The following is a 14336-nucleotide window of genomic DNA, read 5'->3' on the forward strand; positions in this document are numbered from 1 at the left end:
GCTGGGCGCCGGGGTCTCCTCACCCCTGTGGCGCGGCTGCCGGTGTCGGCTCAGGCGCTCAGCGCGGCCTTGCCGGCCCGTTCCCGGGCGATGATGTTCTTCATGATGTGCGCGGTGCCGTCGCCGATCTGGAGGCCCAGCACGTCACGCAGACGCTGCTGGAACGGCAGATCGTCGGCATAGCCCGCATGGCCGTGGATCAGCAGGCAGGCATGGATCGCCTCATAGGCCAGAAGCGGCGGCCACCATTTGGTCATCGCGGCTTCGGCGGTGTGCGGCAGGCCCTTGTCCTTGAGCCAGAGCGCGTTCATCGACATCAGCCGCGCCGCCTCGACCTTGGTGTCGAAGTCGGCGAGCTGATGGGTGACGCCCTGAAAGGCGCCCAGCGGTTTGCCAAAGGCGCGGCGCTCGCCGATATAATCCCAGGTCTCGTCCAGGCTCTGACGTGCGGTGCCAAGCGCCTGAAGCCCGATCAGCGAGCGCGAGAAATCGAAGCCCTGCATGACCTGGGCAAAGCCCTTGCCCTCATCGCCCAGCAGATACTCCGCCGGCACCCGCACGTTGTCGAACCAGATCGAGCCATGACCCACCGAGTTCTGCCCGCAATTGGAGAACTTCGACGTGGTGATCCCCGGCGCATCCAGCGGCACAAGCACCGCCGAAACCCCGCGCGCCCGGTCCTCTGCCGTGCCTGTGCGGGCGAAGGTCACCACGCCCTTGGCGATCTGGTTGGCGGAAATCGAGGTCTTTTCGCCGTTGAGGATATAGTGATCCCCGTCGCGCTCCATCTTGAGCCCGAGATTGGCGGCGTCCGATCCGCCCCTGGGTTCGGTCAGCGCGATGGCCAGCATATGCTCGCCCGCGATGAGGCCCGGAAGCCAGTCGCGCGCCACTTCGGGTCTGGCGAACTGCTTGAGGATCTGGCCGTTCAGCGAGGCGAGCAGCGGCGCATAGCCGAATGTGAAATCCGCGCGGCCGATCTCTTCGATGATCACGCCGGAATAGGTCACCTCGGCGCCCATGCCGCCGAATTCCTCGGGCAGTTCCGGCGCGATGAGGCCCAGCTCGCCCATCTCGCGCAGAAGCGCCATGTCGAACCTGCCCGATTTCTCGCGCTCCATATAGCCCGGCGCCACCCGCTCCTGCGCGAATTTGCGGGCCAGATCGCGGATCTGGGTCAGTTCCTCGGTGTCGAAAATCGTCTGCACGCTGTCCTCCCTCAGCAAACTTCCAGTGCCCCCGGCGCAAGGCCGGGGGTGGCGGGGATCACTTCCCGAATTTGCGGAAATCGGGTTTGCGCTTTTCCTTGAAGGCGATGCCGCCTTCCTTGCTTTCGTCGGTGTCGTAGTAGAGCGACAGCCCCAGCATCCCGAGCCCCGCGATGCCGCGCTGATGTTCGGTGTCCATGTTGAAGCTGCGCTTGGCGAGCGCGATGGCCGTCGGCGACCGGTCCATGATCTCGGCGCACCAGCCTGCGACCTCGGCGTCGAGCTCCTCATGCGGCACGACCTTGTTGACCAGCCCCATCTCCAGCGCTTCCTGCGCGGTGTAGCGGCGGCACATGTACCAGATCTCGCGCGCCTTCTTTTCGCCGACGATGCGCGACAGAAAGGCGGTGCCAAAGCCGGGATCGACCGAGCCGACCTTGGGGCCGACCTGGCCGAACACCGCGCGGTCGCCCGCGATGGTCATGTCGCAGATCGTCGCCAGCACATTGCCGCCGCCGATGGCAAAGCCCTGCACCTTGGCGATGACCGGCTTGGGGATGTCGCGGATGATCGAATGCAGATCCTCCATCGGCAGGCCGATGGTGCCGCGCCCGTCATATTGCCCCTCATGCGCCGACTGGTCGCCGCCGGTGCAGAAGGCCTTTTCGCCCGCGCCCGACAGCACCACCACGCCGACGGATTTGTCCCAGCCCGCGGTGTTGAAGGCGTCGATCAGCTCTTCGCAGGTCTTGCCGCGAAAGGCGTTGTATTTGTCGGGGCGGTTGATGGTGATCCAGGCCGCGCCGTCTTTGACCTCGTACAGAATATCTTCGTAGCTCATGTCCGGCCCTCCCTCAGCCGTGCATCGTCAGGCCGCCGGAGACCGACAGCACCTGGCCGGTGATGAACCCGGCATCGTCGCTTGCGAAAAAGGCGATGGCGCCCGGCAGATCGCCCGGCAAACCCAGCCGCCCCATGGGCACCGCCCGCGTGAAGGCGGTGCGCAGCTTTTCCTTGTCGCCCGCCGCCTCCATGAAGGCGTCGAGCATGGCGGTATCGGTCACGCCGGGGCAGACCACATTGACGCTGATGCCCTGACGGGCATGTTCGCGGGCGATGGTCTTGGAAAAGGCGATGACGCCGGCCTTGCAGGCGGCATAGACCGACTCTCCCGACGACCCGCCGCGTGCCGCGTCAGAGGCCAGCGAGACGATCCTGCCCGCCTTGCGCTCGGCCATAAGCGCCAGCACCGGATGGGTGATGTTCAGCACCCCGCGCAGGTTGATGTCGATGATCTTGGTCCAGAATTCCGGGCCGCTTTTCAGGAAGGGCGTGAAGATGTCCCAGCCCACCCCATTGACCAGCACGTCGATGGGCCCAAGCTCGGCCTCGATCCGCGCCACGGCCGCCGCCGTCGCCTCCGCATCGGTCAGATCGACCGCCACGGCGAGCCCTTCGCCGCCGATCCCGGCGATCTGCGCCACGACGGTTTCCGCCGCCGCCTGATTCAGATCGACCACCGCAACGCGGGCGCCTTCCTCGGCAAAGCGCAAACAGGTTGCTGCACCGATGCCGCCACCGCCGCCGGTTACGACAACAATTTTACTTTTCAGACCTCTCACGAACATTCTCCTTCCAGGTCGCATGGCGCGCGGGAAATCGCGGAAACTTGGCTATTTAAGCCGGATTTCGTGGTTTGCCTCCCAACGCCACAGCTCCTCAACGTGACAAAGCCAACCTGACTCGGCTCGCATTTTATGTCAAGCTATTTACATTAATATTTCGACCAAGAGAGCATTTCGTTGACGCGCCAGCGAAATCCCGCCAGAGTCCAAGACATGGACCAAACCGCGCCCCCACAGGCCGATCCGCAGATCGACGATCTGGCGAACCGGCTGTTCTTCCGGCTCTACCAGTCGGCAAATCTGCTGCACAAAAGCGGCACGAAAGCGCTGGAAGAAACCCACATCACCACCCAGCAATGGGCGATCATCGGCGCGCTCACCCGCCCCGGCGTCGAAGCCGGAATCGCGGTGGGAGAGTTGTCGCAGTTTCTCATGGTCAGCCGGCAGAACCTCACGGGGATCCTGTCACGGCTTGAACGCGACGGGCTGATCGAGCGGGTGACCTCGCCCAGCGATGCGCGCAGCCGGCTGATCCGGCTGTCCGAGCGCGGTCGCGCTCTGTGGCGCAACGATATGGCCAGGCTTATCTCCGGGTTCTACGACGCCGCGCTGGACGGATTTTCCACCACCGACAAGATCCACACGATCCACTATCTCGACCGGCTGCTGGAGAACATGAAGCACCTCGACCCGGAGGCCGAGGCGGATCCGTCATAGGCCGAGACGCGCGCGGGCCTCGGCGGCCATGGTCCGGGCGATGATGCCCTGCTGGATCTGGGTCGTGCCCTCATAGATGCGGAACAGCCGCGCGTCGCGAAAGAGCTGCTCGGCGCGGTATTCGCGGATATAGCCCGCGCCGCCATGCACCTGCACATTGCGGTCGGCGACCCGCCCCACCATTTCCGAAGCGAACATCTTGGCGCAGGAGGCAAGCGTGGCCACGCTCTCGCCCGCATCGCGGCGGCGCGCCGCATCCTCGACCATGGCGCGCGCGGCATAGGCCTCGGCCCGGCTGTCCGCGAACATCACCTGAAGCATCTGGAAATCGGCGATCGGCTTGCCGAACTGCTTTCGCGTCACCGCATAATCCATCATGTCGTCCATGATCCGCTCGGCCAGCCCGACGCAGGCGGCGGCGATGTGCAGCCGCCCCTTGTCGAGCACCTTCATCGCGGTCTTGAACCCCATACCCTCGACACCGCCGATCAGCGCGGAAGCCGGCACCCGGCAGTTCTCGAAGATCACGTCGCAGACATGCGCGCCCTGCTGGCCCATCTTCTTTTCCGGCCTGCCGGTCGACAGGCCCGGCAGCCCCGCCTCGACCGCGAAGGCCGACACACCCTGCGCGCCCTTCTGCGCCGGATCGGTGCGGGCCATCACCGTGAACAGCCCCGCCAGCGGCGCATTGGTGATGTAGCGCTTGGTGCCGTTCAGGATATAACTGTCGCCGTCGCGCAGCGCGGTCGTGCGCACCGAGCCTGCATCCGAACCGACATCCGGCTCGGTCAGCGCGAAGGAGCCGATCAGCTCACCCGACGCGATGCGCGGCAGATATTGTGCCTTTTGCTCGGGCGTACCGTCGATCACGAGCCCCTGCGAGCCGATGCCGACATTGGTGGCAAAGAGCGACCGGAAGGCCGGCGCGGCACGGCCGATCTCAAAGATCAGCGCCGCCTCTTCCGACATGGTAAGCCCCAGCCCGCCGAACTCCTCGGGAATCGACAGGCCGAAGAGGCCCAGCTCCTTCATCTCCTCGACGATCAGGTCGGGGATCGAATCGCTTTCAGCGACCTCCGCCTCGGCGGGTAACAGCCGCTCGTCGACAAAGCGGCGAATGGTTGCAACAAGTTGCTCGCGCGTCTCCAGGTCCAGAGTCATCGCATCCTCCTCCATCAGTATTTAAGCAAATATATTGTCATATATTGATGTTACGCAAGAGACTTTCTCTTTTCTCCGCCACAACGCACCGCAGACGCGCACCCTTCATTCACGGAAAATCATGGCAATAAACCCGAATCTCCAGGCCACACGCGACCGCAAAACTGCGCCATCACAAGTACAGGCTTGCCACATTTATGCAAATCTGTTTACATTAAATTCAAGAGGGAGGAGACGGATGACGGCAACCATGCCGCACCGGCGGAGCCGTGACGGCTGCGCGGCGGGAGCGATCATTCAACCGAAACCGGATGACGGCATCACCCGATGGCCGCGGCCCGCATCAACCTGCCATCCCCAGACAGGCCCCTCCCTGCACAGAGGAGTTTCCAGATGAAAGACCTGCCCTACGAGACCGTGCTCACGGAAACCGACGGGCCCGTCGGCATCCTGCGGCTGAACCGGCCCGAGGCGCTGAACGCGCTGAACACGCAGATCACCACCGAGATGCATGCCGCGCTCGATGCGTTCGAGGCCGATGACGCCATCCACGCCATCGTCATCACCGGCAGCGACACCGCCTTTGCCGCCGGCGCCGATATCAAGGAGCTGCGCGACAAGACCATGGTCGAGGTCTGGGACGAAAACCTCATCACCGCCACCTGGGAACGCGCCGCCTCCTGCCGCAAGCCGACCGTGGCGGCTGTCTCGGGCTTTGCCATGGGCGGCGGCTGCGAGCTGGCGCTGATGTGCGACATCATCGTCGCCTCCGAGACCGCGCGCTTTGCCCTGCCGGAAACGAAGATCGGCGTGATCCCTGGCGCGGGCGGCACCCAGCGGCTGACCCGCGCGGTGGGCAAGGCCATCGCCATGGACATGATCCTGTCGGGCCGCCCGATGACCGCCGAGGAAGCGCTGGCGCGCGGGCTGGTCAGCCGCGTCGCCCCCGTCGAAAGCTATCTGCAAGAGGCCGTAACGCTGGCGCAGGAGATCGCGCAAAGCTCGCGCCCGATCCTGCGCATGGCGAAAGAGGCGGTGAACCACGCTTACGAGACCCATCTCGCCGAAGGCATCCACCTCGAGCGCCGCCTGCTCTACGCGACATTCGGCACCGAAGACCGCCGCGAAGGCATGAGCGCCTTTGCCGAAAAGCGCCCGCCGCAGTTCCGGCATCGCTAAGCGCACCGGGCAAGAAATCTGCAATCGGCAAAGACTGACCCGGGGCGCCAACACCCGCCGGGTCAGGGAGAGGAGACAGTCGGAATGCCCGTACTATTACAAATCGCTCCGCCTGCTGCCGCCCTGCATCGGCCAAGGGCGCCTCCGTCGCGGCGACTGTAAACCGACACGAAAAGTACAACTTTTTTCCGCCTTTTTTCCATTCAGGCAATGCCGGTTTTTTGGGAGTGTCAGGGAGGGATCGCGCCGCGTCTGCACCGTTGCGCGACCATGGGAGGAAAGCCTTGGCGGAACAGACTTTCGCGCGCCCTCGGGTCGCGCCGCAAAGACCTATTGACCGCGCGCCGCGTGGCGCCGGGCACGCAGAGAGTGCTTCGCAAGACCAGATCACAGGGAGGATATCATGATCATCAAAAAGACACCCGCCGCTTCGCTTGGGCTCGCTGCCGCCGTTGCGGCCACGCTCACCGCCTCTGCCGCAATCTTCGCTCCCGGCGCCGCCGCGGCGGCCGAGGTCGAGGGCCCGAAGGTCAAATGGCTGGTCTCGCTCTGGGGCGCCCGGCGCGGCTTTACCGAGGGCGTCGAGGGGCTGAAGGACTACCTTGCCGAAAAGACTGACGGCAATTTCGAGCTGTCGCTGGAATATGGCGGTGTGCTTTCGGACCCGAAGGAAAATATCGACGGGCTCCAGCTCGGTGCCTTCGAGGCGGCCACGGTCTGCCCGTTCTATCACCCCGACAAGACGCCCGCCTCCATGGGGCTCAGCCAGGCCTTCCTGCCGCTGCCGAGCTTCGAGGCGCAGTACAGGGTCTATGCGGAATATCTCAAGCATCCGGCGGTGCATGAAGAATGGGACAAGTGGAGCGCCACACCGATCATGTCGGCGCTGATGCCCAACTACGAGGTCATGGGCCGGGGCGAGGCGCCGACGTCTCTGGCCGATTGGGAAGGCAAGCGGATCAACGCATCCGGCGGCCACGCGGCGCTGATGGAGGCGCTCGGCGCCGTGCCATCGACCATGCCGGCACCCGATCTCTACAACTCGCTGGAGCGCGGCGTGATCGACGGCATCGCCTATCCCTACACCTACGCCTTTGTCTCCTACCGGTTTCACGAGCTGTCGGGCTGGGTGACCGACGCATGGAACCTGGGCACCATCCAGTGCACCGTCGCGGCCAACACCGATGCCTATAACGCCCTGCCCGATCAGTACAAGGCGCTGCTCGAAGAGGCTGTGCCCGCCGCCTACGCCCATCAGATCGCGGCTTATGAAGAGATCGACGCCGCCAATGAAAAAGAGTTCGAGGCGCTCGGGCTCGAACGCATCGCGATGACCGATGACATCAAGGCGGCGCTGGAAGCGGCGGTGAAGCCGAGCTGGCAGAGCTGGATCGACGATGTCACCTCCAAGGGCTTCCCCGGGCAGGAGCTGTTCGACCTGATCATGTCGGAAGCCGAAAAGGCACAGGCCGGTCAGTAACAGACACACGACCGGCGGCCCTGCGCCGCCGGCCGGAACGACGACGGGAGGAGCCGGCGGATGCGGGCAATCATCGAAACACTCGACAAGGCGCTTGGCGTGGTGGAACGGTTTGCCGCGCTGATCGCGGGGCTGCTGATCCTGGCGCTGATGTCGCTGGTCTGCGCCGAGGTGCTGGGCCGCGGCCTTTTCAACCATGCCATTCGGGGCTCCATCGACATCGTCGAACAGCTCATGGTGGCGCTGGTGGCTTTGGGCATCGCCTATTGCCAGAGCCATTTCGGCAATGTCCGGATGACGCTGGTCAGCGACCGCTGCCGGGGCCGCGCGAAATGGCTGTCAGAGCTTTTCGCGCTCGCCGTCGCGCTGTTTGTGGTGGTGATCCTCACCAAGGGCAGCTGGCTGAACTTCATGCGCTCCTGGAACAATGGCGGCGACACGCCCGAGATCGGTATTCCGCTCTGGCCCGGCATCCTGCTGGTGACCTGCGCGCTAGGGCTGCTGGCGCTGCGGCTGGCGCTGCAATCGGCAGAGGCGCTGCGGCTGCTGGCACAGCCCGGCGATGGTTCGAAGCTTTTCGGCCATCCGGCGGACGCCATCGAAACCACCCCCTACGAATAAGGCCCGCATCATGGACCCTATCACGCTCGGCTATCTTGGCATCGCCGCTCTGATCTTTCTTGTGCTCGTGGGGGTGCCGGTGGCCTATGCCGCCGCCTGCACCGGCATCGTCGGCATGATGCTGCTGCGCAATTCCACCGTGGCCATCGGCCTCTCTGGCATCATCCCCTACGCCAATTCCGGGCATTACGCGCTTAGCGTGCTGCCGCTTTTCATCACCATCGGCTTTCTGGCGATGCATGCGGGGATCACGACCTCCGCCTATGACGCCGCCCGCAAATGGGTGGGCCGGGCGCCGGGCGGGCTTGCCACCGCGACGATCTTCGCCTCGGCGGGGTTTGCCGCGGTCTCCGGCGCCTCGACCGCCTCGACCGCCGTCTTCACCCGGCTCGCCCTGCCCGAGATGGAGGCGCGCGGCTATGACAGCCGGCTCGCAGCCGGGGTCGTCGCGGTGGGCGGCACGCTCGCCGCGCTGATCCCGCCCTCGGCCATTCTGGTGATCTACGGCATCATCGTCGAACAATCGGTGGCCAAGCTGCTGCTGGCGGGTCTGGTGCCCGGGGTGATCTCGATGATCGTCTACCTTCTCGTGATCACCATCGTCGTGAAGATGAAACCCGGCCTCGCGCCGCTGGAACCGGGCGTCAGCTTCATGGAGAAGATCAAGGCGCTGCCGCAGGTCTCCGGCGTCTTCGCCGTGGTGGGCGTGATCCTGGGCGGGATCTATCTCGGCTGGATGACCCCCACGGAATCCGCCGGTGTCGCCACCGCGATCATCCTCGTTATGGCGCTCTTCAAGAAGATCGGTCTGCGCGATTTCCATGCCGGGCTGCTCGATACGGTGCGCACCACGGTGATGATCTTCATGGTGATCTGGGGTGTGATGATCTTTGTCCGCTTCCTCGCCTTCACCGGCCTGCCGGGCACGGTCACCGATCTTGTGGTGAACCTCGACGTGCCGCGTTGGGTCATCCTGCTGGGCATCATCGTGATGTATCTGCTGATGGGGATGATCCTCGACGGGCTGGGCATGATGATGCTCACCCTGCCGGTGGTGTTCCCGGCAATCACCGGGCTGGGCTACGATCCGATCTGGTTCGGCATCCTGCTGGTCAAGCTGATCGAGGTCGGCGTGGTGACGCCGCCGGTGGGGCTGAACTGCTACGTCGTGAACGGCATCCGGCCCGACATTCCGCTGGAATCGGTGTTCCGGGGCGTGACGCCCTTCCTGATCGGCGAAGTCTTCATCATCGGGATCATCGTCGCCTTCCCCGACCTGATCCTGCTGCTGCCCAACCTGATGAACTGACCATGACCCGCCGTCCCGTCACCATCGTCACCGGCGCCGCCGAGGGGATCGGCTGGGCCACCGCACAGCTTTTCGCCGCACGCGGTCACGCCGTGGTCATCGCCGACATCCAGGCCGACAAGGCCCGCGCGCGGGCCCGGGAGCTGGGGCCGGAGCATCTGGGCCTTGCCGCCGACATCCGCGACGAGGCGCAGGTGGCCACACTCTTCGAGACGCTCGACACGCGCTATGGCCGTTGCGACGGGCTGATCAACAACGCGGGCGTGGGCGACAGCCCGGTGCCCACCGTCGAGCAGACGGCAGAACATTTCCGCCGCGTGCTCGACATCAACCTGACCGGCGCCTTTGTGATGTCGCAGGCGGCGGCGCGGCGGATGCAGCGCGACGGGCGCGGCGGGGCCATCGTGAATTTCTCCTCCATCGCGGGGCTTGCCGGCCTGCCGCTGCGCAACGCCTATGGCGCGGCCAAGGCCGGGCTTATCGCGCTGACGCGCAACCTTGCCTGCGAATGGGCGGGCGCGGGGATCCGGGTGAACGCCGTGGCGCCGGGCTATGTGGACACGCCGCTGGTGCGGGATCTCGCCGCGCGCGGGCTCTTCGATCTGGCGGCGGTCAAGGCGCGCTGCCCCATGGGGCGGCTGATCGCGCCGGAAGAGATCGCCGAGGCGGTCTGGTTCCTCGCCTCCCCCGCTGCGTCGGCCATCACCGGCACCACTCTCGCGGTCGATGCCGGATGGACGGCCTACGGCGCGGCGGGCGCCGCTTCCGGCGCCTAGCGCAGCGGCGACAGGCTGAGCGGGCGCAACAGCTCATGCCGCGCCGCCCCCGGCGCGGTGGCAAAGGGGTCTTCCCAGGCTTCATGCGCAAAAAGCGACATCTCCGCCCCCGGCGTACTGCCCGAAATCACCGTCCAGCGCCCGAGACGTTCGCCACCCGTCGCGCGCCCGTCCACCATGAGCGACAGCAGGCGCGGCCCGAACATCGGGTCTTCGGGCGTCTGCGCCGCATGCGGCTCCCGCCGCTCCGCCGTCACCCGGTCGAGCAGCGGCGAGCTGTCCTCGCAGCGCATCAGCATGTTTTCCTGCTTGAGGATCAGCGGAAACCCCTTGGGCACAAAGCCCTCGGTCCAGTCGCGATCCGTGCCGAGCCCGACCCGTGCCGCCGCGCGTTCCTCCAGCGAGGCATAGATCCACATGTGATAGATCCGGTTCAGCGCGCCGGTATCGGTCAGCCAGTACCCCGCCATCGGCAAGTGCCGCGTCACATGCGGCACACCCACGGTGCGGAACAGCTCGAGATATTCCGGCCCCCGGCCTGCGACCAGATCGTACACGCGCAATTCATAGAACATCCCGGGGCTCCTCTTCTCTGCCGATCCGGCCCGTTCTACCGGGCGCGGGGCCGCCCCAGAATGCAGCTTTGCGCATTTGTCTTGCAGATTTGCGCCTCAGCCGCTGCGCGCCAGCCGCTCCTCCGAGCCTTTCAGCATCGCCTTGCGGTAACTGCCCGGCGTCTGCCCCACCCGCTTGGTAAAATAGCGGCTGAAATAGGCGGGATCGTCAAAGCCCAGCTCATAGCCGATCTCGGCCACCGAGCGCTCCATGTAGATGAGAAAGCGCTTGGCCTCGACGATGGTGCGCTCGTGCAGCAGATCGGAGGGCGACTTGCCCGCCCGCGCCCGGCAGGCCTGGTTCAGCCGGTGGGCGGTCACGCCAAGGGCACTGGCATAATCGGTGATCGTGCGGGTGATGCGGAACCGTTCCTCCACCGCTTCGCGGAACCGGCAGACCAGAGCGTAATCCTTGTCGCCCGCCGCCAGCGCCGGCTGGCCGGCGGCATCCGCCGCACGCATCAGCGCCACCAGCACCTGAAGGAATTGACCATAGATCGCGGCGCGGCGCCCCGGCGCCGACCAGACATATTCCCGGTAGCACCAACGAAAGACCTCGCCCATGATCTCCTGCCGCATCGGTTCATCTTCGAGCGGATAGACCGCCGCGCGCGAAACAGGTTCGAGCAGCCGCGAATCCGACCCCGCGACCGCACGCACATAGGAGCTCGCGGCATTGATGACGAAGCCGTCGGTATCGGCGGAGAACTCGAACGCATGCACCATGGCGGCGGGCACGACGATCATGCTGCGGGTCGGAACCGCCAGCTCCTGCCCCTCGACCCAAAAGCTCCCGCCGCCCCGCTCGACCAGCAGAACCTGGATATGCTCGGGATGCGAATGCTCGCGAATTATCCAATCGTGCGCCCCGCTCCGTTCCCGGATCGGCTCGATATGCAGAAAGTCCATTTCCACATCGGAAATGGGCTCTCCGTAAAGAAAACAAAGGGGAATTTTCACATCCAGCATGTTAGCCCTCCTCTCGCCCCGCTCCTCCACGGCCGGCGCTTCGCCGGATTTACGTCTCAAATATGCAATTTTTGCCGGCCTCCGTCCATTCTTTCCAGCCCCCTTCCAAGACAGATTAACGGCCAAGGGGCGCGACCTGCAAAGCGGCACCGCGCCGGAATGCCGGGAGGAGAGAAATGGCAAAGACGCTCAGCGACGGGCAGGTCTGCGACGTGCTGGTGATCGGCTCGGGGGCCGGCGGTCTGGCGACCGCGGTGACCGCGGCCAAGCACGGTCTGAATGTGGTGGTGATCGAGAAAGAGCCGGTCTTCGGCGGCACGACCGCCTTTTCCGGCGGGGTGCTCTGGGTGCCCGGCAACCGCCATTGCGGCGCCCCAGACAGCCGCGATGCGGCGCGGCAATACATGATTGAAGAGACCGGCAATTTCTACGATGCCGAGGCGGTCGAAGCCTATCTGGAAACGGCACCACAAATGCTCGACTGGTTCGAGCGCGAGACCTCGGTGGCCTTCGTACCGACGCTCTACCCCGATTATCACCCCGACGCGCCGGGCGGTGTGGATGTGGGCCGCTCGGTGCTGGCGGCGCCTTTCGATACCTCGGCTCTGGGCGAGAACATGAAACGCCTGCGCCCGCCGCTGTCGACGATCACCTTCATGGGGATGATGTTCAATTCCTCGAATGCGGACATCAAGCATTTCTTCAACGCCACCAAATCCGTCACCTCGTTCCTCTATGTGACCAGGCGGCTGGCGGCACATTTCGCCGAGCTGATCCGCTACGGGCGCGGCGCCAATGTCACCTCGGGCAATGCGCTGGCGGCGCGGCTCGCCAAGAGCTGTTTTGATCTCGATGTCCCGATCCATACCTCCTGTCCGGCGAACAAGCTGATCTCCGGCCCCGACGGGATCACCGGTGCCGTGATCGCCACACCGAGGGGCGAGATCACGGTGACCGCGCGCAAGGGCGTGGTGCTGGCCGCCGGCGGGTTCGCGCAGGATCTGGAGAAAATCCGCCAAGCCTATCCGCATCTCAAGCGCGGCGGCGAGCATTTCACCCCGGTGCCCGAGGGCAATACCGGCGACGGCATCGACCTCGGCACCTCGGTGGGTGGCAAGTTCGACGTGCAGTTCCCCAACACCTCCGCCTGGATGCCGGTCTCCAAAGTGCCCACGGGTGGTGGCAAATTCACCGCCTTCCCGCATCTGCTCGACCGCTACAAGCCGGGCATCGTGGCGGTGCTGAAGAACGGCCAGCGTTTCACCAATGAAAGCGAAAGCTATCACGATGTGGGCGCCGCGCTGATCGCCGCCTGCGAGGGAGAACAGGAAACCGCCTGCTGGCTCATCGCCGACCGCACGGCCATCAGGAAATACGGGCTGGGCTTTGCCAAGCCCGCGCCAGTGCCGCTCTCGATCTACCTGCGCAATGGCTATCTCAAATCCGGGCGTACCCTGGCCGAGCTGGCCGAGGCCTGCGGCATCGACCCCAAGGGGCTCGAAACCAGCATCACCGCGTACAATGCCAGTGCCCGCAAGGGCGAAGATCCCGCCTTTCATCGCGGCTCCACCGCCTTCAACCGCTACCTCGCCGATCCCGAGGTTCACCCCAACCCCTGCGTCGCGCCGATCGACAGCGGCCCGTTCTACGCGGTCAAGATCGTCATGGGCGATCTCGGCACCTTCGACGGGCTGGAAACCACCGTCGAGGGGCAGGTGCTGGACCGTCAGGGCGCGGCCATTCCGGGGCTCTACGCGGTGGGCAACGACCGCGCCTCGATCATGGGCGGCAACTATCCCGGCGCGGGCATCACGCTCGGCCCGGCGATGACTTTCGGCTACATCACCGGCCGTCATCTGGCGGGCGCGGCATGAGCGGCGCGGCGATGAGCTGGCTTGAGCTCGCGGGCAAGGTCGCGGTGGTCACCGGCGGCGGCGGCGGCATCGGCCGCGCCTGCCTGGAGAGTTTCCTCGCGGCGGGCTGCGCAGTCGCCGCGCTCGATCTCGGCGCCGAGGGCGTGGCGGCGCTGAACGAGCGCTACGCCGGGGAGCGGTTTCTGGCCATCGACTGCGACGTCACCTCGCCCGACAGCCTCGCGGCGGCGGGCAATGCTGTGGCGGAGCGCTTTGGCGGGGCGGATATTCTGGTCAACAATGCCGGTATCCTGCGCCCCGGCCCGCTGACCGACCTGCCGCTGGCGGACTGGAAGGCGATGCTTGCGGTCAATCTCGACGGCGTGCTGCTGACCACGCAGGTCTTTGCCCGCCAGATGGCGGCGCGGGGCGGCGGCGCAGTGGTGCATGTCTCCTCGATCTCGGCCAGCAACCCGCAGCCCTTTTCCGGCGCCTACAGCGCGGGCAAGGCCGCCGTCTCGATGCTGTCGCGGCAGCTTGCCTACGAGATGGCGCCACGCGGCATCCGCTCCAACGTGGTGAGCCCGGGGCTGGTGCTGACGCCGCTCAGCGCCGCTTTCTACAAAGACCCGGCAGTCCATGAGGCGCGCGAGAAACATGTGCCGCTGGGCCGGATCGGCGACCCGCGCGACATGGCCGATACGGTCACCTATCTCGCCAGCCCGCGCGCCGCCTATGTTACCGGGCAGGAGATCGTCGTCGATGGCGGGCTTTCCCAGACGGTCATGGCCAACGTGCCGCGCCCGGGCTACTCGGGCTGACAT

Annotated in this window: 14 protein-coding genes; 8 read left to right on the plus strand and 6 right to left on the minus strand. The window is 65.5% G+C overall.

The annotated features are described in order from the left end of the window. Positions 1-50: 50 nt before the first annotated feature. The 3 genes from aliB to Ga0080574_RS00890 are packed head-to-tail and all read right to left on the minus strand — an operon-like array spanning position 51 to position 2830. A complete protein-coding gene (gene aliB / locus Ga0080574_RS00880) occupies positions 51-1208 on the minus strand; it encodes a cyclohexanecarboxyl-CoA dehydrogenase (RefSeq protein ID WP_076694236.1) in 1158 nt (385 codons plus the stop codon). A gap of 58 nt (positions 1209-1266) precedes the next feature. Next, on the minus strand, positions 1267-2049 hold the full coding sequence (gene badI, locus Ga0080574_RS00885) for a 2-ketocyclohexanecarboxyl-CoA hydrolase (protein ID WP_076694239.1): 783 nt from the start codon (positions 2047-2049) through the stop codon (positions 1267-1269). 13 nt (positions 2050-2062) lie between these two features. Further along, a complete protein-coding gene (locus Ga0080574_RS00890) occupies positions 2063-2830 on the minus strand; it encodes an SDR family NAD(P)-dependent oxidoreductase (RefSeq protein ID WP_198039713.1) in 768 nt (255 codons plus the stop codon). A 216-nt stretch (positions 2831-3046) separates the two neighbouring features. Between Ga0080574_RS00890 and Ga0080574_RS00895 the strand changes: the two genes are divergently transcribed. Next, a complete protein-coding gene (locus Ga0080574_RS00895) occupies positions 3047-3550 on the plus strand; it encodes a MarR family winged helix-turn-helix transcriptional regulator (RefSeq protein WP_076694241.1) in 504 nt (167 codons plus the stop codon). Here Ga0080574_RS00895 and Ga0080574_RS00900 read toward each other — a convergent pair. Continuing rightward, complete coding sequence (locus Ga0080574_RS00900) at positions 3545-4711, minus strand: acyl-CoA dehydrogenase family protein (protein WP_076694243.1); 1167 nt, start codon at positions 4709-4711, stop codon at positions 3545-3547. The two genes, Ga0080574_RS00895 and Ga0080574_RS00900, sit on opposite strands and share 6 nt — an antisense overlap. A gap of 402 nt (positions 4712-5113) precedes the next feature. Between Ga0080574_RS00900 and Ga0080574_RS00905 the strand changes: the two genes are divergently transcribed. The 5 genes from Ga0080574_RS00905 to Ga0080574_RS00925 all read left to right on the plus strand — a co-directional run bounded on the left by Ga0080574_RS00905 (position 5114) and on the right by Ga0080574_RS00925 (position 10076). Beyond that, positions 5114-5890, plus strand: coding sequence for an enoyl-CoA hydratase-related protein (locus Ga0080574_RS00905; RefSeq protein WP_076694554.1), 777 nt, complete (start codon positions 5114-5116; stop codon positions 5888-5890). Between the two features lie 403 nt (positions 5891-6293). After that, positions 6294-7370 carry a TRAP transporter substrate-binding protein DctP gene (gene dctP, locus Ga0080574_RS00910; protein WP_076694245.1) on the plus strand — a complete coding sequence of 359 codons (1077 nt, stop codon included), beginning with the start codon at positions 6294-6296 and terminating at the stop codon, positions 7368-7370. Positions 7371-7430: 60 nt separating this feature from the next. Next, positions 7431-7991 (plus strand): TRAP transporter small permease, encoded by a 561-nt coding sequence (locus Ga0080574_RS00915; RefSeq protein WP_076694247.1) that lies wholly within the window; start codon positions 7431-7433, stop codon positions 7989-7991. Between the two features lie 10 nt (positions 7992-8001). Next, positions 8002-9300 (plus strand): TRAP transporter large permease, encoded by a 1299-nt coding sequence (locus tag Ga0080574_RS00920; RefSeq protein WP_076694249.1) that lies wholly within the window; start codon positions 8002-8004, stop codon positions 9298-9300. 2 nt (positions 9301-9302) lie between these two features. Beyond that, positions 9303-10076 (plus strand): SDR family NAD(P)-dependent oxidoreductase, encoded by a 774-nt coding sequence (locus tag Ga0080574_RS00925; RefSeq protein ID WP_076694251.1) that lies wholly within the window; start codon positions 9303-9305, stop codon positions 10074-10076. On the opposite strand, the gene Ga0080574_RS00930 is transcribed toward Ga0080574_RS00925, so the two are convergent. Together Ga0080574_RS00930 and Ga0080574_RS00935 are read right to left on the minus strand one after the other, a co-directional pair. Then, positions 10073-10651 carry an NIPSNAP family protein gene (locus Ga0080574_RS00930; RefSeq protein WP_076694253.1) on the minus strand — a complete coding sequence of 193 codons (579 nt, stop codon included), beginning with the start codon at positions 10649-10651 and terminating at the stop codon, positions 10073-10075. The two genes, Ga0080574_RS00925 and Ga0080574_RS00930, sit on opposite strands and share 4 nt — an antisense overlap. 96 nt (positions 10652-10747) lie before the next feature. Continuing rightward, positions 10748-11659, minus strand: coding sequence for a helix-turn-helix domain-containing protein (locus Ga0080574_RS00935; RefSeq protein WP_076694255.1), 912 nt, complete (start codon positions 11657-11659; stop codon positions 10748-10750). A gap of 176 nt (positions 11660-11835) precedes the next feature. Here Ga0080574_RS00935 and Ga0080574_RS00940 point away from each other — a divergent pair, with 176 nt between their 5' ends. Beyond that, positions 11836-13533 carry an FAD-dependent oxidoreductase gene (locus Ga0080574_RS00940; protein ID WP_076694257.1) on the plus strand — a complete coding sequence of 566 codons (1698 nt, stop codon included), beginning with the start codon at positions 11836-11838 and terminating at the stop codon, positions 13531-13533. Positions 13534-13544: 11 nt separating this feature from the next. After that, entirely contained in the window at positions 13545-14333 is a 789-nt protein-coding gene (locus Ga0080574_RS00945; RefSeq protein WP_156876225.1) for an SDR family NAD(P)-dependent oxidoreductase, read from the plus strand. Positions 14334-14336: the final 3 nt, after the last annotated feature.

Source organism: Salipiger abyssi, from assembly GCF_001975705.1.
In the GTDB taxonomy this organism is placed as follows: domain Bacteria; phylum Pseudomonadota; class Alphaproteobacteria; order Rhodobacterales; family Rhodobacteraceae; genus Salipiger; species Salipiger abyssi.

Coding starts and splice junctions, on each gene's coding strand:
- badI (WP_076694239.1), bottom strand. CDS start 2,049: ATGAGCTACGAAGATATTCTGTACGAGGTCAAAGACGGCGCGGCCTGG.
- Ga0080574_RS00895 (WP_076694241.1), top strand. CDS start 3,047: ATGGACCAAACCGCGCCCCCACAGGCCGATCCGCAGATCGACGATCTG.
- Ga0080574_RS00900 (WP_076694243.1), bottom strand. CDS start 4,711: ATGACTCTGGACCTGGAGACGCGCGAGCAACTTGTTGCAACCATTCGC.
- dctP (WP_076694245.1), top strand. CDS start 6,294: ATGATCATCAAAAAGACACCCGCCGCTTCGCTTGGGCTCGCTGCCGCC.
- Ga0080574_RS00915 (WP_076694247.1), top strand. CDS start 7,431: ATGCGGGCAATCATCGAAACACTCGACAAGGCGCTTGGCGTGGTGGAA.
- Ga0080574_RS00920 (WP_076694249.1), top strand. CDS start 8,002: ATGGACCCTATCACGCTCGGCTATCTTGGCATCGCCGCTCTGATCTTT.
- Ga0080574_RS00925 (WP_076694251.1), top strand. CDS start 9,303: ATGACCCGCCGTCCCGTCACCATCGTCACCGGCGCCGCCGAGGGGATC.
- Ga0080574_RS00930 (WP_076694253.1), bottom strand. CDS start 10,651: ATGTTCTATGAATTGCGCGTGTACGATCTGGTCGCAGGCCGGGGGCCG.
- Ga0080574_RS00935 (WP_076694255.1), bottom strand. CDS start 11,659: ATGCTGGATGTGAAAATTCCCCTTTGTTTTCTTTACGGAGAGCCCATT.
- Ga0080574_RS00940 (WP_076694257.1), top strand. CDS start 11,836: ATGGCAAAGACGCTCAGCGACGGGCAGGTCTGCGACGTGCTGGTGATC.
- Ga0080574_RS00945 (WP_156876225.1), top strand. CDS start 13,545: ATGAGCTGGCTTGAGCTCGCGGGCAAGGTCGCGGTGGTCACCGGCGGC.